Raw genomic sequence first — 19,733 nt, forward strand, 5'->3', positions numbered from 1 at the left:
CCGGCACACTTCGTGCCGGGCCCCTTTTTTCACAGCTTGATGTCGGTGCCGGTGACGTTCTTCATGTCGGTGATGCTCGGGCCGCCGAACGCCCGGAGCGTGACCGGCTTCCGGTCCCTGGGGATGTCCCAGTAGAGGTCGAACTCGACGCGCACGCCGTGCCCGAGGTCGAACTGGGCGGGCTGGCGCTTGATGATCATGGCCTGCTCTTCGGGCGGGTGCGCGTCGCCCCGGTCGTCGACGAGCAGCTGGCGCTTGGCGTCGAACAGGACGCTGGAGGTGCCGGTGTTGGTGACGACGAGCCGCAACCGCACGAACTGGCCCTTCGCGGCGAACTCGGTGTGGCTCCCGGTGATGCTGGGCAGCCCGGCGGCCAGGCCGATGAGGGTGAACTCGGTGTCACCGTTCTTGGCGGGCGGCAGCTTGAGGGCGGTCTCGTCGGGCCGGACCTGGCGCGGCGGCAGCTCATAGGTCGCCTGCGCGGGAGCGCTGGGCTGTCCGGCTTGGCAGCCTGCCGCGCTCAGGAGGACGACGACGGCCAGCAGGCGGAGTTTCACCAGGGTGATTCTGCCTGCCGGCCGTCGGTCCGGCTAGCTTCCGATGCTCTCGACGACGGCCTCGGCCACGGCCTTCATGGTGGTCCGGCGGTCCATGGCGGTGCGCTGGATCCACCGGAAGGCATCGGGCTCGGTGAGCCCCTGCCGGCTCATGAGCAGGCCCTTGGCGCGGTCGATGACCTTCCGCGTCTCGAGCCGGTCGGTGAGCCCGGCAACCTCGGCCTCGAGGGCCTGCAGCTCCGAGAACCGGCTGACGGCGAGCTCGATGGCGGGCACGAGGTCCCGCTTGGCGAAGGGCTTGACGAGGTAGGCCATGGTCCCGGCATCCCGCGCGCGTTCGACGAGGTCCCGCTGGCTGAAGGCGGTGAGGATGACCACAGGAGCAATCCGGTCCCCGGTGATCTTCGCCGCGGCTTCGATGCCGTCCAGCTTGGGCATCTTGACGTCGAGGATCACGAGATCGGGCTTCAGATCGGTGGCCAGCGAGATGGCCTGTTCGCCATCCCCCGCCTCCCCGACGACCTCATAGCCCTCTTCCCGCAGCATTTCGACGAGATCGAGCCGGATGAGAGCCTCGTCCTCCGCGACGAGCACCCGACGCTGCGGCACGGTGGCGGCACCGTTGGCCTCGGTAGCCTGATCGGTCACCGGGGTCCTCCTGAAGACTCGGCTGGGCGTGGCATCTCGCGGCGTTCCGCGAACCTGAAGCCTACCGGGAACGATCCAGAAGCAGAGATGGCGTTCACCACGTAGTGGCGGGCGCGACACTGGTGTTGCCTCGGGTCGCGTTCGCGTTCGCTTCTTGGACGCCGGACCCGGGAGTGGGTGGAGTCCGGTGATCCCGTAGAGTCACTGCGTCGCGCCCCCGTAGCCCAACTGGCAGAGGCAACGGATTCAAAACCCGTCCAGTGTGAGTTCGAATCTCACCGGGGGCACCTCAAGTGACCAGCCGAAACGGGCCCGGCGACCAGGCAAAACAGGTGCGGGACCGGTCCCATGTTGTCCGGCCGTGTCCGGCCAGATCCGGTTATGAACGGGTGTTCACCCCCAATGCGCCCCCGCGTTTTGCTCCAGCCTGGGCATGCATGCGACCTACACGTCGGACTCGTCGTGCCAGTCAAGCGCCTGCTCGATCCGCTGGTGTGCCGCGGACTCCAGACCGGCGATGACCTTGGCGTAGATCTGGTGGAGCACCGCAACGGAGTGCCCCGCCCACTCCGCGCACTGCGTGGACGGCACGCCGGCCGCCAGCCAGGTGGACACACACGCGTGCCGGAGGTCGTATGGCCGCTTCGCGAGCGGTGAGGCGTATTCCTCGTCGGTCAGCGCCGCGCGGCGCGCGTTGTCCCACACCCGCGCAACGGTCGACTCAGCGATGTCCCCACCGATGAGGTTCCGGAACAGCCGGCCGTCCGCGGCGGTGCCGATGTTGTTCACGTGCTCATTGAGGATCAACGTCAGTGGGGGCGGGGAAGGCACCGCCCGCACCTCCCCTTTGCCGCGCTGCTTGAGTTGGCGACGGTCGCGCCGCTCCCCCGAGTCCGTCCATGCGGCGCCCGTGATCGGTGCCGTCTCCGAGAGCAGCAGTTCGCCCCATCCGCTCTCCGGCAGCTGCAAGTCGCGCTTGCACAGCATGGCGGCCTCTTCGGGTCGCAGCGCCGCGTAGTACATCACCGCGAAGAACGCCTTGAGCATCGGCCCGGACGACCGTCGCGGTGCCGTGCCCACCTTCTGCGCCGCGACAGCCGCCAGCAGCTTCCTGCCCTGAGCAGGGTTGATCACCACGCGCTTGTCGATCGCCCGCACGGACTTCGGCGCCGTCCACTTCACTTCGGACAGACGATTGACCCTGATCAACTTCAACTCATGTGCGTACTCCAGCGCGTTGTAGATCACCGCGCGCTTGCGGTTGACGGTTTTCGCTGCGGCCTGCTTCCCGTCAAGCTTGAGAGAGATCTGGTCCAGAATCTCCCGAAGCTTGGCTGTGTCGTCCATCCGCGACACGGGAAGCGTGTTCGCCTGCAGCCACTTCAACGCCCGCTCAATTTCCACCGGCTTGGCGTCGTCTCGCCTCTTCGTGTTGAAGGCCCATCCAGTCAGCGCGCGGCGGATGATCCTGTCTTCGGGCTTGCCGCGGGTGGTCGCCAACATCGCTGGCAACGCTGACGCCAGAGCGTCAGCGTTGCCAGCACGCGACTTCCCGGCGGCGCGCGGCCATTTCATGTCGACGTACTTGCAGGCGAAGGCAAAGAACGGCATGTCCGCCTCGCTGCGCAGATTGGATACCGGCAGCCCGCGGACGCGATCGAACGCTTCACCTCGTCGGGCTGCCGCGACCAGGTTCGAGCGGAGACTCTCGGCCAGTGCGTAGGTGTCGGCCTTCTCGTCGAAGCGCTCCCCTGCTACGAACCATGTCACGCGATACGACGTCTTCCTCTTACCGCGTCGCGTTTCGATGTTCCAGATCTTGACGTCGTAGGTGATGTCACTCATGCAGCCTCCTGGGATTCGAGCCAGCGGTTGAGGTCGGACCGCCGAACGCGCACTTTCCGGTTCGGGAGGCGGATGCATTTCGGGCCGAGGTTCTTCGCGCGCCAGTCATAGAAGGTCGAGCGTGCGATTTGGAGTTCGTCGCAAACCTGCGGAATGGTGAGCTTTTCGTCTGCCGTGGACATGTTGTGAACCTCCGGGTAGAGGCGTGCCCGACAGGCGGTGGCCGGCTGCGGGGCACGGGGCAAGCAGGCGCAGAGCAGTTACGTTGCGTAGTTGTCGGGTCGGGCAGGCTGGCAGAGAGGTGAGCGGCTCAGGTGTGGGAGGCCGGAACCAAACACCGCAACACCGCAAACACCGCAAAGTGACCCGCAACCTGCGGATCTTCTTGCGGTGTTTGAGGATGAGGTCCAGACGGCCAAATACCGCAAACACCGCAGCTTGCGGTGTTTGCGGTATTTGGAGTCTTCCGGTCCGAGGTCAAACACCGCAGATACCGCAGTGTCGTTTTTCCTGCTCAGAGCTACTTTCTAGAGCCGGTGGCGGTGTTTGCGGTGTTTGCGGTGTTTGTTTCGGGGGTCAGCCCGAATCGGTGCCGCGCTCGACCATGTAGAGCTTCATCTTAGTGTGCGGGTCGACTGCGCTGCGTAACACCAGGTCGCCGCGCCAGCGGTCTTTTTGCCCTGCCAGCTTCTTTCCGAGTGACTTCGGGGTGAGGGGCTTGCCGGCGGCGGTGGTCGGGAACGTCCCCTTCCACCGGTCCGGTGCGCCGTACTCGGGTTCGGCGCCCGAGCGCAGCTGCTGCGCGGTCACCGGCTCACCGCCGTAGATGTCGTGCCAGCTGGCCAGAAACGCGTACCACTCGGCATGGTCCTCATCGAGACCGCGGCCGGCGTCGGCGTTGCCGAGGAAGTCCCCGACGCCGTGGTGGGTCAGGAACCCTCCGAGGTACTGGGCCCAGCGGGTGAACTGCCGCATCTGCGGGACGTTGCCGGCGGTCGGCGCGCCGTTGGCCGTCCAATCGAGCACCAGCGTCAGGACGTGGCGCAGCACGGTGGCCCGGTTGACCGGATCGAGGATCCAGGAATCGAGATTCGGGATCGTGAACCCGGTCCGGGCCTCCGGGCGCGGGCAGTTCGGATCGAGCCGCACCCACACCGTGCGCGAGGCCATGTCCCCGCCGGTGCGCAGGTTGTTGCCGGTGGCAAGCCACAACCGGTCGTTGGCGAAGTTGCTCGACACGTTCGTGCCCAGCCGCCGATCCGACCACGTTCGTTCGGTGACCAGCCGTGCCAGCACGGCGGAATTGACCATCTCCCCCTCGGTCAGGTTGTCGAACACCACCACCCCGACCGAGTCCGACAGCACCGTGGTGATCGACTTGCGCAGTTCCTCGTCCGAGTCGGTCCAGGTGAGCACCCGCTGCCCGACCAGCAACCCGACGCACCCGGCGAGAATCGTCTTGCCGGAGCCGGGCATGGATGCCTCGATCATCCCGAACGGGGACAGCGCGTTGGTGAACGGCCGGATCAGCGGCGTCACCAGCAACGCCAGGTAGTTCGCCCGGTCGGCCGCCGACCGCCACGGGAAGTCCCGCAGGAACCGTTCCAGCAGGAATACCCGTGCGGCGTCGACCTGCGCCGCGCTCGGCCGGTCCGGAATCGGGTCGAGGTGGCCGTTCGCGGTCAGGTAGAAGCCGGTCGCCGGGTCATAGCCGGGCTTTTGCAGCAGCGTCCCGTCCGGGCGCAGCACCGGGGTGGAGATGATCCGGCGCAGCACCGGCAGGCCGGGCCAAGACCGGCCGGCCAGCACCGCGCTCAAGACGCTGGCGGGTGGGGAGACTTCCACGTCGAAGGTGTCTCCTTTCTCGTTGACCTTGGTTTGGATCACGTCGGTGTGGGTGGCCAGCAAGTTGGCCAGCAGCGCGGGTTTCAGCACCGACGCCGCCAATGGCAGTGCGACATCGTCGTCTCCGGCGGTGGGGTCGGCCGCGCCGGAGACCTGTTCAACGACCACGGGGGCGCCGTCGGCGACGTAGGTGTCGGGGATGATGCGGCCGTCCACCGCAGCGGTCAGTACCCGGATGGTTTCCGGCGCGGCCCCGGTCCGCAGCCGTGGCCGGCCACCAGGCCCGACCGACCACAGGCGTTGCGAATTCGTGCTGGCCATGGCGTTCCCTCCGTCGTGCGGGTCGTACTTGCCGCCCTTACGCGGCGGGTTCCAGCGGTTCGCCGGTGATCGCCTCGATCACGGCCGGCCCGAGGGCTTCGGCCATGCCGGGCGGGACGGCGTTGCACGAGCCGCGGACAAGTTTGCGCTTCGAGCGCGACCTTCGGCGGCACAGCAATGCCTGTGATCAGGCTTAAGGCGTTCGAAACCTCCTCGTCGTGCATCTTCGACAGACGGCACAGTTGAGCCCTTCGTGATCAGCGTTGCCGAGCGGCGGGACAATGACTAGTGTCCGCAGGGTCCACGCCCGCCGCGTTCAGAGTCCAAGAGAGGAACGGTGTGAGTAGCGATGGGGAGTGAAAGCCGGAGCAGCGGCGGACTGTTCGAGGGATTCGAGGCGTACCAGACGCCAACGAACGACGAGTATCAAAAGCTCTTCGATTCCGGACTGATTGTCATCGACGCCAATGTCTTGCTCGATCTGTATCGCTACAACCACGACACAAGGCAAGACCTACTCCGAGTTCTCGATCGTCTAAAGCATCAGATATGGCTACCCCATCAGGTTGCCTTGGAATTCTGGAGAGGACGAGAGGGCGCCTTAAGTGATCCAGATGCGCGCGCAGAAGGCGTGGTTTCACAATTGCAGAGCACGTGCGACTCCGTTCCTAAGATTATCTCGACCTGGGCCAATCGTGTCTCTTTGTCGACTGCAGAACGAGAACGAATTGTCGACAAGATATCGTCCGGGTTTCGTCTTGCAATAGCAGAAATTCATGAAATCAGCAACCGGGCGAAGCTGATCGAGCACGAAGACAGCACTAAAGATTCGATTCTTTCAGATTTGCGCGAACTTCTCGCGGGGCGCGTAGGTCCGCCATTGGCAGCCAATGATCACGCCGATGCCCTGAAAGAAGCCAGTCGAAGGATCGACAACGACATTCCTCCAGGATACCTCGATCGCAAGAAAGGCGACACTGAGGCAGTGGCAGGTGATTATCTACTATGGAGGCAAACTCTAGTCGAAGCCTCGAATCGCAATTCGGACGTCCTCCTGATTACCCGCGACACGAAAGATGACTGGTGGCGAAATCGATCAGGTCGCGCTCGGGGACCCCGTCCTGAACTCGTAGCAGAAATGAAGAGCGAGGCAGGCGTTCGACTCTTCATGATGAGAACAGACTCACTTCTCTACCACGCGAAGAACATCCTGAATGTCGAGGTGAGGTCTTCATCCGTCGAAAACGTGGAAGCCATAGCGCAAATCGAAAGCTTAAAGGCTGCTACGCAAAGAAATTCTGAACTCCTTTCAAGCGAATTAGACCACGAGATTGATCGCCTTGCGAGTAAGCTCAACAATCGAACGCCACTAGAGGATTTTAGGTACTACCTACAAGGTCGAGGGTTCCGAATTCACCCCAAGCGATCGAACAGCCGGTTCACCCAAGGCGACGGGATGTTTTTTGCATCCCGTCCAGCAAATATTGCCCTACTAGGAGTCATCTCATACTCGCTCGAATCCCTTTCTGCAAGTACACTGAAGCGACTGAGCGCCGAATTCAGCCTGGCAGTGGAGCTCGCATATGATAATGAGTTCACGGCGAAATATTTAGTTATAGCCCTAGAGCGGGAGCCAACTAGAGATTTTACTCTCCTGGCCGAGGAGAACTTTCCGGACGTGAGAATTGTCTGGCGACTGATTGACCAGTGGGGCGGATCACATAAATCTGTCGCTCTTGGCATTGTGCCGCGAACTGATTAGTTAACGCCATGCTTACCTCACTCTCTTTTTGGGCTATCGGCACCGCTCCCTTCGTCGTGCGGGTAGTGCATGCCGCGCTTACGCGGCGGGTTCCAGCGGTTCGCCGGTGATCGCCTCGATCACGGCCGAGCCGAGAACTTCGGCCATCCCGGGCGGGACGGCGTTGCCCCAGCCGCGGACACACTTGCGCTTGGACTTCGCGACCTTCGGCGGCACCTTGTAGCCGCGCGGGAAACCCATTCCGGCGGCAATCTCGTGTGGTTCGAGCATCCGAAACGTGCACGACTCGACCGGCGGGGTGCCCCCGATGAGGGCGTAGCGGTCGCGGGTGGTCAGCGTGCCGATCGGCTGGTCGACTTGCTGGGTGCCGCCGTTGCCGTAATAGGCCATCAGCAACGCCAGCTCGGCCTCGCCGGTCGGCGGGCCGACCAGGCCATGGTGGTTGCCGCCGGCCGAGACGGTGGGGATCGGCCCGTCGATCGGGTAGGCCATCGTGGCGGAGCCGCCGTTGCGCTGGATCGAGATGAACGGCGGTACCACCACCGCGGTCTCCCGGCGGCAGGTCTGCGTCCGCAGCGGTTCGAGGATCGTGCTGGCGGTGTCGACCCCGGCGCGGGCGGCGCAGGAGAGCAGCAGCGGCGGGCACACCAGCCCGTCGGTCTCCCGGGTCGTACGGGTCGGCAGCGGCTCGCCGACGCTGGTGGCGTGCTGGCGCCACGTTCCCCCAGCCGGGGTGAGCAGCGCCCCGACGTGACGGCGTAGCCCGGCCTCGATCCGGTCCATGGTGTTCTCGGTCAGCGGGTCCGGCCGGCCGCGGTCGTCGACCCGTTCCCCGATCCGCTGGCCGGGGTCGAGCGACCAGTCGATGATCGTGGACGCCGGCAGCACTCCGGGTTCGACGATCTGGTGGCGGCAGGCGCGGTGCGGGCAGCGGTAGACGTACTGGCCGTAGCGGATGCCGTAGACGCCCATGGTGTTGCGGGGGTTCTTGAACACCTGCACCGCGGTCACCAGCTGGTCGCAGGCCGGGCAGTACGCCGTGGGGCGCAGCCAGTTGTCCCAGTCCGGGTCCCGGCCCAGGCACTTGTGCCAGTAGGCGAGGAAGAACCGGTTGCGGGACTGCGCGATCTTCCCGAGGGTGGGACCGGTGACGTGCATGGCGTTGAGCGCGATCACCCGGGTGCGGTAGCCCTCGGCCTCGATCTCGCGGCGCCAGCGGCCGAACTGGTCCCACTTCACGACCTGGACCACGTTCTCCACCACGCCACCAAGTACCGGCTTGCCGCGCCGGTTCATCGCTTGCAGGTAGCGCGGGATCTCCTCCATCAGTGCCCGTGCCCGCGCGGTCTCCGGGTTCAGCGCCCGCGGCCCGCTCACCGGGTCGAACAGCACCCCTTGCGTGCTCTGGTCGAAGTCCCGTTTCTGGCCCCGGGCGTCGGTCCACGGCGGGCACGAAGGGGAGGCCCAGAAGAAGTCCACCCGCGGGAACTTGCCGATGTCGGCCTTGGCGATGTCGCCCTCGTAGTGATCCATCCGGGGAAAGTTGAGCGCGTGGGTGGCGATGGCGTCCGGGTTGTGGTTCGCACCCAGGATGCCCTCGGTGCCGGGCACGGCCAGCACACCGGTGGTGTCCCCGCCGAACCCGGCGAACTCGTGATAGGTGGTGATCATCAGGTGGTGCTCCCTTTCGATCAGGCGGCCACAGGGGTGCCGTCCTCGTCCCACAGCGCGGTTTGCTCCGGCAGGCGGCGGCGCAACTTCTCCGCCAGCGCGGCGCGCCAGGAGAGCAGGTAGTGCAGGTGGTTGGCGCAGGTCTTCACGTGTGGGCGTGGGCAGTCGTGGGTGGGTTGGCCGAGCCGGCGGGCGTCGTCGGACCAGGCCAGGGAGTCGGCGGAGTCGATGTAGGCGTGGTGCTTGATCAGGCCGAGGGTCTTGAACCCGAATCCGTGGATGCGGGGTACGCCGTAGCGGCGGACCGCGCGCAGGATCTGGCCGGCGAGGGTGGTGCTTTGCAGGCGGCAGACGCTGCCGACGCACACCAGCGGCTCCGCGGTGACGTCGATGCCGAAGCGGGCGTAGAGGTCGGCGTGACGGCAGTAGTCATCCGGTGTACGGCCTTGCAACACGAGCCGCCACGGCAACTCCGGGGCCAGGCTGCGCAACTCGATCGCGTTGACAACGGTGAGGAACTGGTGGCGGGGCACGGAGAGCTTGGTGCCGTGGAAGAACTTCCCGCCGTGCCAGCCGCCGCGGATGATCGCGTCCTCGCACATCCAGTCCTGCGGTGACACCCACAGCATCTGCCCGATCTCGTCGCGGTAGCGGCGCACCCGCGCCACGTACTCCCGAGCCGGGACACTGTCCCAGTCACCGTGTTTCTGCAGCTGGGTGAAGCCGCCGGAGTCGTAGGCGACCGGGGCGATCGCGCGCGGCAGTGTCTTGCGGTGGCGGAGCCGGGTGTCTGAGACGAACAGTGGAACCCCGGCCTGTTCCAGGTGGATGACCTCGTGCGTGCCGGTGAGGAAGTCCAGCCCGCCGAACTCATCGCCGGGCCGGACGTCCACCGACTCACCCCACGTCGGCCGTGGCGTTGCGGCGGTCGATGGCCTCGGCCCAGCACGCTGCGGTGGCGGCGACCTGGATCAGCTCTTCGGCCAGGTCGGCGGTGTCGGCTTCGGCGAAGCCTTCGTAGACCTCTTCGCGCAGGATGTGCAGCCAGGTGAGGCGGCCTTCGGCCCGGGCTATCTCGGTGGTGAACCGGGCAGCGTGGGCGGCGTCGGCGGCGCGGCGGGACAGCCCGGTCACATCGATGTCGGGGCCGGTGCCGTCGGGGTGGTTCTGCTCGCCCCACAGCGCGTCCTGGCGGGCGCGTTCGGCGGCGATCCTGGTCAGGATGGCGGCGGTGTGCTGCGAGACGATCGGCTGAGTGGTAGTCATGGCGTGGACTCGCTTTCGGGAGGCGGGCACGGGAAGGGCCGGGCACGCGTGGTGCCCGGCCCTTTCGGTGTCCGATGTGGTCAGTAGCGGTTGGTGGGTAGTGGCGTCACGGTCGCGTGTTCGTTCGGCCGCGGGTGTGCCGCTTGCTCCAGTGGATGCCCGCGCCGATGACGCTGGAGACCGCCCCGGCCGTGGCCAGGGATGGGGCGATGCTGTGCACGATCGCCAGCACGATGATGGTGACGGTGCCGAGCACGGCCACCAGGGCCAGCAGCAGCGGCCACGGCGGGATGGGGTGGGGTGGGGCAGCAACGCAAGCAGCCGGGCGGCCGCCGGCCCGGCGGTGGTCGACTGCTGCGGTTCGAGGTCGGGCGGCGTAGCCACCGTTTTGGTGTTCTCCACCGTTGCCAGCGTCGATGTCCCGCTTGCGCGACGCCAAACCACAGAAGGGTGGTTTACGTGCCGGGCAACGCCAGCACACCGGTGGTGCCGCCGCCGAACCCGGCGCACGCGTGGTGCCCGGCCCTTCCGGCGTTCGGTGTGGTCAGCGGTACTGGCCGGCGCAGCGGGAACAGATCCAGTGGTGGCGGTCGTGGTCGCGCCACCCGACGTCGCGGGCGTCGCGTTCGATCCCGCTCCGCTCGCCGATGACGGGTTCGCTGTCGCCGTCCCAGCCGTCGATGAACCAGGCGTACCCGTCGCAGCAGCCGGGTGCCGCGCATTGCAGTGCCCAGCCCGGCGAACTGGTGTCCCGCCGGATCTGCGCATCCCCGTCGCCGCGTCCGGCGGATTCGGCCGGCGCGGCGGCATCGGCGTAGGTGTAGAACCCGTCGGGATCGGGCGTGCCGCTGCGCCAGATACGCCACAGCGGCGGCCAGTGCACCCACGAGGTGCGGGCGTACACCAGCGGGCGGTGTTCGTATCGGGCGTCCTCCAGGTCGGTGATCAGTGCGAGGAACACCCGTTGCGCGGCCGGGTCGTCGGCGATGACCCGGCCGGGGCGGTTCCAGTCGATCCCGGCCCGCGCGTACCACTGCGCCACCTCGCGGGCGTAGGCGATCGGCACCGCCGGGCACACGCTCAGCCCGGACGCGGCGTGCACGAGACGCCAGTCGCCGGTGTAGCGCAGCGGGTCGCCGGCCACATGCGGGCTCAGCAGCAGCCCGGGCACCTCGGTGGCTTCCCCGGCGACCGTCTGCCTGCCCGCGGTCAGAGCGAGGGTGACCGAGGTGAGCGTGGTCTGTCCGGCCGGGACCGGGGTGCGCGGGTACCGGCGCCACCGCTCGGGCACTTGCTGGTCACCGGGCGGGGCGAGAGTGCCGGCCATCACGCGGCCTCGCTTCCGGTCTCGTAGAGGTTCCAGCAGTCCTCGCAGTCGCACAGCCGCCCCAGGCCCGGGCCGTCGAAGGTGCCCGGCTCGATCACGACCGGGTCGGGCTCGGCCTGCGCCGTCGGGCCGCCCGCCCGCCAGGTCGGGATGACCTCGGGGGCGGAGAGGTCTGCGTCCGCGCAGTCGCACCCGGCCGCCAGGCACGGGCGGGTGTCGTCGGTGAGGGGCTGTTCACGGTGGTGGCTGTCCAGGTGCGCGCAGGCGCAGCGGTGGACGATGGCGGCCATGATGGTGTCCTCCTTCGCTCAGGCGGCGCGGCGGGTGCCGTGCCGCGGGGTGATCCGGCGCGGGTTGTCGATCCCGGCCGCCAGCGACGTCTCAATCACCCCGTCGTCCTTGACGGCGGAGTCGGGGGTGTTCCAGGCCGCGACCGCGGCGCGCAGCTCGGTCCGCGCGGAGTGCTCGTCCAGCAGCCGCGCCCCGACCAGCTGGCCGAGGGCGTAGGCGGCGGTCGAGAGGGTCTTGTTCCGCTGCCCTGGTGGCGCGTTGCGGACGCGGTCGGGTTCCTCGCGCAGCGCCTTCGCCGCGTAAGCGCTCGGGGCGGCTACGGGCTTCTGGGTACGCCCTGAGTTGGCCGTGGGCGGGAGTTTGACGCTGACTTGGACCAGCCACCCCGCCAGCGGCGGGCCCTCGGTGTCGTCGAGCAGCTCATAGGCCCCGTCCTCGCGGACGGAGCCGGGCGCGAGGGCGTAGCCACCCCAGCCGCGGGTGTCCACATGCTCGGCGATCCACTTCACGGTCGACCCGAGGCGCACCCCGGGCGGCACCGGATACCACAGCTGACGCCCGCCGCTGGGAGTCGAGGTGGTCCAGGTGTCCGGCAACGGCCCACCCCTCGCCGCGGCGAGGGCTTGCAGCTCTTCCCAGCCGTCGAGGCCAGGCGCTTCGTCGGGCTTGCGGATGTCACAGTCGATGACGTGCCAGCCGGACTTCCCCGGAAAGACCGCGACGTTGTACGGGGCTGTGGCCCACACCCGCGTGATCGTCTCCGGGTCGGTGGTGGCCAGCGACTCCGGCGTCACGTGCCCCGCCGCGCACGGCCCCCGGCCGGGACAGGTGTCCTTGCGATGCCACGCAGGCGGCCACTTGCGGTTCGGCATGATCGGGAACACCGCCCACCCTCTGCCAGCCATCGCCAGGGCAACCCGTTCCAATGCGGCGCGCTGCGCTTCGCTCATGCGCCGATCTCCTTTCGCCAGTGGGGTTCGCGATCCCACGCCGCGACGTCGTGCAGGTGCACCCCGAACCGCCGCGCCAGCCCGTCGGCCACCCGGTCCAGCGCGGTGGCGGGCAGCCCGGAGGCGGTGAGTGCGGCGGCGAGCGGGAGGCCGGTGGCCGAGGCGTGGAACTCGCGGGCGTTCCACGCCCCGGCGATCACCCGCCCCGCCCGCCGCGCGGCGTCGTCGTCGATGCCCGCCGCGGTGAGCCAGGCGGTGATGTCGGTGGCCCGGTACTTCGCCTTCTCGCCCACGGCCGGGCACCCCGGTTAGAACGGCGGCTCGTCGGAGAACCCGCCCGCCGACCCGGTGGCCGGCGGCCCCGCCCACGGGTCCCGCGCCCCACCACCACCGCCGGTGTGCTCACCGCCGCCCGTGCGGTCGGGGCGGGCCGACTTGGCCGGGTGCCACAGCAGCGACAGCGCGGCCTCGCGGACCTGCACGTCGAAGCCGTAGCGCTTCTCCCCGGTGTTCTTGTCCTGCCACTCCGACTGCTTGAGCTCGCCCACGATCAGCAGCCGGTCGCCCTTGCGGGCGTCGGCGACGTTCTCGGCCTGGCGGCGCCACACGGTGCAGCGCAGGAACGTCGCGCCCGTGTCCCGCCACTCCCCGGATTCCTTGTCCAGGCGGCGATCGTTGGCGGCCAGGGTGAACGAGCACACCCCCGCCCCGGAGGGGGTGAAGCGCATCTCCGGGTCCGCGGTCAGCGTCCCGGCCATCGTGATCTCCGGCAATCCAGCCATAACGAGGTTCCTCCAATTTCTGTTGGCGGGCACGAACGCGCCCCGCCGGCCGATCCGGCGGGGGCGCGTTCGTGCCCGGTGGTGCGTCGATGTGGGGCGGTGCTGGCCAGGTGACGCGCGGTGTTCAGCCGCAGCGTTCGACCTGGCCGACGCGGTTCTCGTGGGCGACCAGGTCGGCGAGCAGGCCGGGAATGTCCTGCTCTTCGATCTGGTCGCGGATCAGCTCGGCCGCAGCGGGATCGGTGGTCTCGTTGAACTCACCGATGACCAGAAGCGGTGCCCCGCTCGGGGTCAGGCCGCGCAGGATGAGCCGCTGAACGGTGTCGGTGTCGTGGTACTTCCCGGCGATGGCGTCGAGGACGTCGAGGAAGTCCAGCCAGCGCACCAAGCGCCGGGCGACGTCGGGCCCGGCGGGCAGTTCGACGGTCACCACGCCGTCGGGGAATCCGGGCATCGGTGGTGCGGTGACCGTGACCGGGCCGAGCCCGGCCTGTTTCAGCATGGCGGCGATGGCGGCGAGATTTTCCTGGGCGGTCGGCATTGTGACGCTTCCTCGCTTCCGTGTTCGGGCGGGCAGGCACGAACGCGCCCCGCCCGACAGGCAGGCGGGCGGGGGCGCGTTCACGTTGGGGATATGCGGGTGTCCGGGTTCGAGCGGTCGGATCAGGTGCGGCTGGTCCATCGCCGATCACGTCCGGCCTACGTGTCGACTGACCGGGCGCCGCGGCGGTAGGCGGTGGTCCATCCGGTGAGCCAGTTGTGGATGACGAGTCGGTCCTGGCGGAGGTCGAACGCGATCGCCGTAAGGGTGGGCAGCTGGTCGAAGTCGGTGAAGGCCAGCACGCCCGGTTCGTGGTAGACCTGCGCGGTGCCGTCGGGCTGCGGTCGTGCCGAGATCAGCTCGGCCGGCCAGCCGCACCACACCTCTCCTTTGCCCAGTACCGGGTCGGTGACCTCGGTCCAGGTGTGCACCCGGGCGGCGGCCGGGTCGTAGCCCTCCCGCAGTCCGAGCGCGAGCAGCATGCACGAGCGGACGTCCTGGCCTTGGCTGACCCAGTTGCCGCGGGCGGCGAGTGCGGCAGCGGCGCGTTCACAGTCGGCGATGTCCGGGGTTCCGTGGGTGATGCTGGGGTCGCGGACCAGCAACAGCGACGACGTGATTCGGCCGCTGGTGCTGCGGGCATAGGCGGTCAGCGGCACACCGGTGGCCACCGACACCGCCGCGATCTCCGTGACCACGTCGGCGATCGGGAAGAACGGCGCGGTGCTGAGCAGCTGGTGCACCCACACGCCGCGCGCATTGGCGGCCCCGACGTAGTGGCCGGAAGCGTCCATAATGGAATTCCTTTCGGGTGGGGGATGTTGGGGGCGCAGCGGCCTTACGCGTCCCGGCGGGTCAGCTGGCGGGGCGATCCTCCGGCCGGTCTGCGTGGTCATCGGCCACGGGACGCCGCCGGGGTTGGTAGGAGCGCCGAGCCCCGGCAGCCGGCCGGGACGGCGGCGATCGTGAGAGCGGCGGCGCGGCGGATGACCGTCACTTGTTTTCGCTTTTCTGCGCGGCTTCCCGCTGCTTGCGCTGGATTTCTTCCTGCTGGCGCTGTACCTCGTTGTGCCAGGCGCCCGAGTCGTTGTTGCTCACGCGGCCACCCCCATCACGGCCAGGGCCTGCGCGGCGTCGCGGGTGGCGCGGGCGCGGGCCTGGTCGGCGGCCCGCCAGATCACCACCGGGAAGGCGCCGTCTTCCCCGGGGCAGGCCGGGCGCGTTGCCGGGTGGCCCGACGCGGCGGGGTGGGTGTAGGCGAACCAGCGCAGCCGGAACGCCGCCGCGTCGGCACGAGCCGGGACCAGCCCGCCGGGCGCGGCGGCGCGGATCAGCTCCAGTGCGGCCGCGGGCCGGGTGACTCCGACGGCGAGCACGGCGCCGTCGGGTGCGGTGAGCACGGCCGGGGCGTGCACCCCCAGGCAGGCGTAGGCGTCGGTGCCCGACAGGTCGGGCGGGGACAGGAACATAGCGAAACTCCTTTGTGGGTCTCGAATTTCGGGTCGCCGGATCGGCGGGGCATCGGTGGCCGGCCGCCGGTCCGGCGAGGACTCGGGTGCTACTTGCCGCCGTTCTTGCGGGCCTTGTGGATTGCCTCGCAGGACGGGCAGGCCGGGCCGGTGAACCACGGCGAGCTGGCCTGGCCGGACGGGATCTCCAGGCCGCAGAGCGTGGTGACCTTGCCGTTCCACCACGACTTCGTGCCGCGGTACACGAGAGCCTTGCCGGACTGACAAACCTCCTGAAATGTGACTCAGAGTGACAATCGATGGGTGCGGAGAAGTGCGGGACCGGAAGGGAAAAGGCGAGGGAACCCGGCCTCGGGAAGGGAAAATTCCCTGCTCAGCCCTCGCGGGCCGTTCCCTGTGGCTGATCAGCGGCGATGGGTCGGAAGGGAACGAGGGAAGCGAGGGAATCCGCCCGCCCGGCACCCGCTGGGAGCGGGGTGCCGGGAGGGCGGGCGGGTTCCCTCCCTAGGCGTCGCCGCCGCGTTCGGCGAGAGCCTTTCGGACACGCTCTGTGAACACGGTGAGGACTCCGACCTTGGTGACCTTGACCCCCAGCTCGCCGAGCTGGCCGGCGAGCTTGTCCGCGTTGAGGCCCTGGTAGGGCCGGTGTGCGGGGGCGAGCTGGCGCAGCCGGGCGACGACGTCGGTGGCCTTGGCCTTCTCGTCGTCTCCGAGGACGTCGGCGACGTCTTCCAGCAGGTCACGGGCGGTTCCCAGGGCCGGGGCGGTCCGGGCGCCGGCCACTGGGGTGCCCGGCTTCAGCTGGGTCATGGCGCGGGCGATGACGTCGGCGGCGGCGTCCCAGCCGCGGTCGTCGTCGACCTCGACGAAGAACGTCCGCACGATCTCGAACAGCTCATCGGTCATGCCGGTGGCGACCATGGTTCCCCGGTCGACGTTGAACCGCAGCTCCGTAGCCCGGATCCCGGCCGCGAACGACCCGTCCCCGAGGAACCCGTCGTTGGAGCGCCACGTCTTGACCGAGAAGCAGCCGTTGGCGCCGACGTTTTCCACCAGCTGCGACGGGATCGCGTCCGCCCGCGACGACTGGGTGTCGTAGACGGTCGAGACGCCGGTTTTGCGGCCACGCTTGACGATGTTGACCGCCAGTTCCGCGGCCTGCTTGCCGTACTCGCCGTGCCCGAACAGCTCGTGGCACTCGGAGAAGGCGACCAGCAGCGGACGCATGTCCTCGTGCTGCTCGGAGATCGCCCGGGTCAGCTTCTTCGCCCCCAGTTCGGCCAGCCGGCCTTCCCGGCGTCCGACTTCGGCGTACAGATCTTCCAGGTGGTCCAGGGCGGACTCGACGTGCTCGGCGGTCGCTCCCTTCTCGTATCGGGACAGCCGCGGTTCGTAGGCGTCGAAGTCGCCGTTCATGGCGAACACGTGGACCCGGATTTCGGCCAGCGGGTCCAGCGCGACCCCCAGGACCATGACCCGGACCGCGTTGGACTTTCCCTGGCCAGGCTGGCCGCCGAACACCGCGTTGGACCCGTTGATCGGGATGGACACCACGTCCCCGCGCTGGGTGATCCCGATCGGGACTCCGGCGAAGACGTCGGTGGACCCTTCGTGCAGCAGCGGGTACTCCGGGGTCGGCTTGTCCATCACCCCGGAGTCCGCCACGTAGAGGTTCAGGTAGCCGGCCTTGCCGCCCTTCTCGCGTCCATAGTCCGAGGCCCACACCTCCACCGGGTTGCGGTTGAGGTTCTTGGCCAGCACCTCGCGGCGGTCGGCGACCATCGTCGGCGCGACCCCCATGGGAAGGTCCACGATCGCCCGGTACCCCTTGAACGGCGCCGTGCCCTCCCGGGTCGGGTTCAGCTCGAACCTCGGCGTCCAGCCGTCCTTGAGCGCCTTGTTCATCGCCGGGATGCCGAGGTGGCGCAGCGCGGCCACGATCCCGTCCGCGGTGACAAGCGTGGACGCGTCCGACCCGATCCCGCCGGTGCGGGCCAGCCAGCCGGGGTGCGCGTCGGCTCGCCGGCCGATGTGGTGCAGCGCGGCCAGTGCGATCCACGGGGCGGCGAGCAGGAACGGGCCCCAGGTCACCGAGATCGCGATGGTGACCCAGCGGATGAAGTCGGTGACCGCCTCGAACGGAGCCCCGATCATGGCGGCGTCGGAGAACGAGATCGCCAGCAGGCACCCGATCCCGAACAGGACCACGATCGCCACCAGCGCCGCCAGCAGCAGCCCCTTCGCGATCTGCGCGGGAGCCTTCAGCCAGTCCTGCATCCGGCGGTGCCGCTTCTCCTTGGCCAGCTCGGCCCGGATCTCCCAGTGCTTGAGCTCCTCGACGTCGCCGCGGGCTTCCGCGGCGCGCAGCAGGCGTTCGTAGCGGGAGTTCGTCTTGGCCTCCCACACCCGCTTGGCCACGATCCCCGCGCCCCCGAAGACGTAGGCGGCGTGGCGGCCGGCGAACTTGGCCGAGGCGACCGTGCGGTCGTGGGTGACCGCGGTACGGGTGGCCTTGACCACCGCGGCGCCTTGGCGGCGGTACTCGGCATACCGCCACGCCCGCTGGGCCTGCTGGCTGGTGTAGAGGCGCCACTCCTCCTCCGAGACGATCTCGCCCTCGATCGCCGGACCACCGCCCTCGGGGCGGGCGGGCAGGCGGTGCACGGTGGCCAAGTCCCCGGCCGGCCCCACGGCAGGGGTGATGTCGCTGGTGGTGTTCTCGTCGTCGTGGTGGTCGGTGGGGTTCATCGCTGGTGCCTTCCTGCCGTGGGTCGTGCGCACACCCCGCGGGCAGGGCCGGACCACCAACCGAGCAGGAAGGTGTCGACCCTGCCCGGCGGTGTGCGGGTGGGGATCAGCCGATGAGGCCGTTGCGGTAGTCGTCGCGCAGCTGACGCGAGAACGCCTTGCCGCACTGGAGGGTGCGGCGGATCGCTTCGCCGTTGTCCGGGTCGAACCCGGCAGGCCGAGCCTCTAGGGCCTTCTTGAACTCCTCGCGCAGCTGCTCCAGGCTGCGCTTGGGCGTGGTGACCCGCACCGTCCGCCGCCGCGGGGTGACGCTCGTGCGACGGGCCGGGACCTCCCGATCCCGCCCGGGCGGGGCCGGCTGGTCCGGGCGGGTGCCGTCCTGGTCGGCGATCGGCGGTCCGGCCGGCGGGCGCTTACCGTCGAGAGTGGCGACCCCGCCGGGCCCCTCCCCCTCGCCCGGCGGGGTCGTCTCCTCCCCCGGCGTGTCGGGCAGCCGCCGGAAGTGCAGCCCGGCCAGGTAGGCGGCGGCCTCATCGGCCACCGAGTCGCCCACCTCGCCCTCCGGCGCGGGCTCGACCAGCAGACCGGCCACCGCCGCCGGGCGCAGCTTCCCCCGGCGCAGCGTGAACCGGCCGGGCAGGTAGACCAGCCGGGCGGTGCCGTCGGTGTCGATCTCGGCCACCGCGTGCGCGATCGCCGCCCGCCGGGCCTTGTCCACCCGGACCGCGGCGATCTTCCGGGTCGCCAGCTCGGCCCGGGCCTCGGCGAGTTCCTGCCGGGCCAGCTTCCGCGCCGTCTGCTCGGCCGCCGACCGGCGCGGCGCCGCGGACACCAGCTGGTGCGCCGCGACCCCGGCGATCGAAACCAGGCCCATGACGAACCCGAGGTCCCAGCCGCCGCCTTCGGGGGTGGTGGCGCCGCGGATGACGGCGATGGCGAACCCGACCGCGGCGAACACCCACGTTCCCAGCTGCAGCGCCCATACCGGCCGGTCCGGGGTCCGCACGCGGGAGACGTGCACGGCGATGGAGAAGGCGACCATGCCCCACTCCGACAGCACCGGCAGCAGCCCGCCGGTGTGCCCGAGCTTCGCCGCGCCCCACACCGCCGCCGTGGGCACCGCGATCGCGGCCGAGACGATCATCAGCGGGTAGATCAGCAGATCCACCACGTGCGCACCCGCCCACGCCCGGACCGCCGATACCCGAGCCGTCCGGCGGGCGCGGGCCGCGTCCCGCTCGGCTTGGGCGTCGGCCTTGTCCTGGCGGGTCGTGGCCAGCTGCAACTGGGTCAGGCGCAGCTGCTGATCGAGCCGCTGTTGCCGGTCAGCGCGGTCCTGCTCGGCCTTGGCCGCCCGGTCGGCGCGGGCCTGCTCGGCCCGGTCGGCGAAGTAGCTCATCGGGACACCTCCTTCCGCGACCCGGCCTCGGCCGGGGGCCGCTCGCCCTCGTCGTCGGTGCTGGTGCTCAGCGCGGGCCGGGCCGGGCGGGTGGCCACCGCGACCTGGCGGGCCGTGCGGGTGGTGCGGCGCAGCCGGAACTCGTTCGCCGCCCACAACGCCGCCCACGCCACGGACACCAGGTCCAGCCACGGCGTGAACACCGCCCCGCCGATCAGCGGGACCCCCACGCCGGCCAGCTCGGCCGCGTGCGCGGTGGTCCACGCCACCGCGGCGTCCGTGCGGGTGCGGCAGCGCTCATCACGGCTCAT

General features: G+C 69.2%; 22 protein-coding genes and 1 tRNA gene. 2 read left to right on the forward strand and 21 right to left on the reverse strand.

The genetic code is table 11. The features are described 5' to 3' along the window. Window positions 1-29 precede the first annotated feature (29 nt). Both C2L58_RS18005 and C2L58_RS18010 read right to left on the reverse strand, forming a co-directional pair. A complete protein-coding gene (locus C2L58_RS18005; protein WP_103338742.1) occupies window positions 30-557 on the reverse strand; it encodes a DUF4352 domain-containing protein in 528 nt (175 codons plus the stop codon). Between the two features lie 33 nt (window positions 558-590). Beyond that, window positions 591-1,205, reverse strand: coding sequence for an ANTAR domain-containing response regulator (locus C2L58_RS18010; protein ID WP_013227937.1), 615 nt, complete (start codon window positions 1,203-1,205; stop codon window positions 591-593). A gap of 213 nt (window positions 1,206-1,418) precedes the next feature. On the opposite strand from C2L58_RS18010, the gene C2L58_RS18015 reads away from it, so the two are divergent. After that, a tRNA-Leu gene (locus tag C2L58_RS18015) sits at window positions 1,419-1,492 on the forward strand. A 157-nt stretch (window positions 1,493-1,649) separates the two neighbouring features. On the opposite strand, the gene C2L58_RS18020 is transcribed toward C2L58_RS18015, so the two are convergent. The 3 genes from C2L58_RS18020 to C2L58_RS18030 form a co-directional block, all read right to left on the reverse strand. Further along, window positions 1,650-3,050: a tyrosine-type recombinase/integrase gene (locus tag C2L58_RS18020; RefSeq protein ID WP_103338743.1), complete on the reverse strand. Its 1,401-nt coding sequence runs from the start codon at window positions 3,048-3,050 to the stop codon at window positions 1,650-1,652. After that, window positions 3,047-3,232 (reverse strand): helix-turn-helix transcriptional regulator, encoded by a 186-nt coding sequence (locus tag C2L58_RS18025; RefSeq protein WP_103338744.1) that lies wholly within the window; start codon window positions 3,230-3,232, stop codon window positions 3,047-3,049. The genes C2L58_RS18020 and C2L58_RS18025 overlap by 4 nt, the downstream gene beginning before the upstream one ends. A gap of 394 nt (window positions 3,233-3,626) precedes the next feature. Next, the gene (locus C2L58_RS18030) at window positions 3,627-5,216 is read right to left on the reverse strand and encodes a hypothetical protein (protein WP_103338745.1); all 1,590 of its coding nucleotides are present in this window, start codon (window positions 5,214-5,216) and stop codon (window positions 3,627-3,629) included. A 349-nt stretch (window positions 5,217-5,565) separates the two neighbouring features. Between C2L58_RS18030 and C2L58_RS48680 the strand changes: the two genes are divergently transcribed. Next, the gene (locus C2L58_RS48680; protein WP_146073620.1) at window positions 5,566-6,978 is read left to right on the forward strand and encodes a PIN-like domain-containing protein; all 1,413 of its coding nucleotides are present in this window, start codon (window positions 5,566-5,568) and stop codon (window positions 6,976-6,978) included. A 78-nt stretch (window positions 6,979-7,056) separates the two neighbouring features. Here C2L58_RS48680 and C2L58_RS18035 read toward each other — a convergent pair whose 3' ends face one another. The 16 genes from C2L58_RS18035 to C2L58_RS18100 all read right to left on the reverse strand — a co-directional run bounded on the left by C2L58_RS18035 (window position 7,057) and on the right by C2L58_RS18100 (window position 19,733). After that, entirely contained in the window at window positions 7,057-8,649 is a 1,593-nt protein-coding gene (locus C2L58_RS18035; RefSeq protein ID WP_233225781.1) for a DNA cytosine methyltransferase, read from the reverse strand. A gap of 20 nt (window positions 8,650-8,669) precedes the next feature. After that, a complete protein-coding gene (locus C2L58_RS18040; protein ID WP_199191318.1) occupies window positions 8,670-9,542 on the reverse strand; it encodes a deazapurine DNA modification protein DpdA family protein in 873 nt (290 codons plus the stop codon). Between the two features lie 4 nt (window positions 9,543-9,546). Further along, the gene (locus C2L58_RS18045; RefSeq protein ID WP_103338746.1) at window positions 9,547-9,915 is read right to left on the reverse strand and encodes a hypothetical protein; all 369 of its coding nucleotides are present in this window, start codon (window positions 9,913-9,915) and stop codon (window positions 9,547-9,549) included. Between the two features lie 106 nt (window positions 9,916-10,021). Further along, complete coding sequence (locus tag C2L58_RS48685) at window positions 10,022-10,354, reverse strand: hypothetical protein (protein WP_146073621.1); 333 nt, start codon at window positions 10,352-10,354, stop codon at window positions 10,022-10,024. A gap of 105 nt (window positions 10,355-10,459) precedes the next feature. Next, window positions 10,460-11,242, reverse strand: coding sequence for a hypothetical protein (locus tag C2L58_RS18050; RefSeq protein WP_103338747.1), 783 nt, complete (start codon window positions 11,240-11,242; stop codon window positions 10,460-10,462). Further along, window positions 11,242-11,532, reverse strand: coding sequence for a hypothetical protein (locus C2L58_RS18055; protein ID WP_103338748.1), 291 nt, complete (start codon window positions 11,530-11,532; stop codon window positions 11,242-11,244). The genes C2L58_RS18050 and C2L58_RS18055 overlap by 1 nt, the downstream gene beginning before the upstream one ends. Window positions 11,533-11,550: 18 nt before the next feature. Further along, window positions 11,551-12,483: a bifunctional DNA primase/polymerase gene (locus C2L58_RS18060; RefSeq protein WP_103338749.1), complete on the reverse strand. Its 933-nt coding sequence runs from the start codon at window positions 12,481-12,483 to the stop codon at window positions 11,551-11,553. Next, window positions 12,480-12,776: a hypothetical protein gene (locus C2L58_RS18065; RefSeq protein WP_103338750.1), complete on the reverse strand. Its 297-nt coding sequence runs from the start codon at window positions 12,774-12,776 to the stop codon at window positions 12,480-12,482. Before C2L58_RS18065 ends, C2L58_RS18060 begins: the two co-directional genes overlap by 4 nt. A gap of 15 nt (window positions 12,777-12,791) precedes the next feature. Further along, on the reverse strand, window positions 12,792-13,256 hold the full coding sequence (gene ssb / locus C2L58_RS18070) for a single-stranded DNA-binding protein (RefSeq protein WP_103338751.1): 465 nt from the start codon (window positions 13,254-13,256) through the stop codon (window positions 12,792-12,794). Between the two features lie 133 nt (window positions 13,257-13,389). After that, window positions 13,390-13,806 (reverse strand): hypothetical protein, encoded by a 417-nt coding sequence (locus C2L58_RS18075; protein ID WP_103338752.1) that lies wholly within the window; start codon window positions 13,804-13,806, stop codon window positions 13,390-13,392. A 158-nt stretch (window positions 13,807-13,964) separates the two neighbouring features. Beyond that, complete coding sequence (locus tag C2L58_RS18080) at window positions 13,965-14,600, reverse strand: hypothetical protein (RefSeq protein ID WP_103338753.1); 636 nt, start codon at window positions 14,598-14,600, stop codon at window positions 13,965-13,967. 300 nt (window positions 14,601-14,900) lie between these two features. After that, on the reverse strand, window positions 14,901-15,275 hold the full coding sequence (locus tag C2L58_RS18085; protein ID WP_103338754.1) for a hypothetical protein: 375 nt from the start codon (window positions 15,273-15,275) through the stop codon (window positions 14,901-14,903). Between the two features lie 89 nt (window positions 15,276-15,364). Then, window positions 15,365-15,520: a hypothetical protein gene (locus C2L58_RS49840; protein WP_199191319.1), complete on the reverse strand. Its 156-nt coding sequence runs from the start codon at window positions 15,518-15,520 to the stop codon at window positions 15,365-15,367. A gap of 259 nt (window positions 15,521-15,779) precedes the next feature. Beyond that, window positions 15,780-18,023 carry an FtsK/SpoIIIE domain-containing protein gene (locus tag C2L58_RS18090; RefSeq protein ID WP_103338755.1) on the reverse strand — a complete coding sequence of 748 codons (2,244 nt, stop codon included), beginning with the start codon at window positions 18,021-18,023 and terminating at the stop codon, window positions 15,780-15,782. 106 nt (window positions 18,024-18,129) lie between these two features. Further along, a complete protein-coding gene (locus C2L58_RS18095) occupies window positions 18,130-19,422 on the reverse strand; it encodes a hypothetical protein (protein ID WP_103338756.1) in 1,293 nt (430 codons plus the stop codon). Next, window positions 19,419-19,733, reverse strand: a complete 315-nt coding sequence (locus C2L58_RS18100) for a conjugal transfer protein TraH (protein ID WP_103338757.1) — start codon at window positions 19,731-19,733, stop codon at window positions 19,419-19,421. The genes C2L58_RS18095 and C2L58_RS18100 overlap by 4 nt, the downstream gene beginning before the upstream one ends.

Source organism: Amycolatopsis sp. CA-126428, assembly GCF_002904335.1.
In the GTDB taxonomy this organism is placed as follows: Bacteria; Actinomycetota; Actinomycetes; order Mycobacteriales; family Pseudonocardiaceae; genus Amycolatopsis.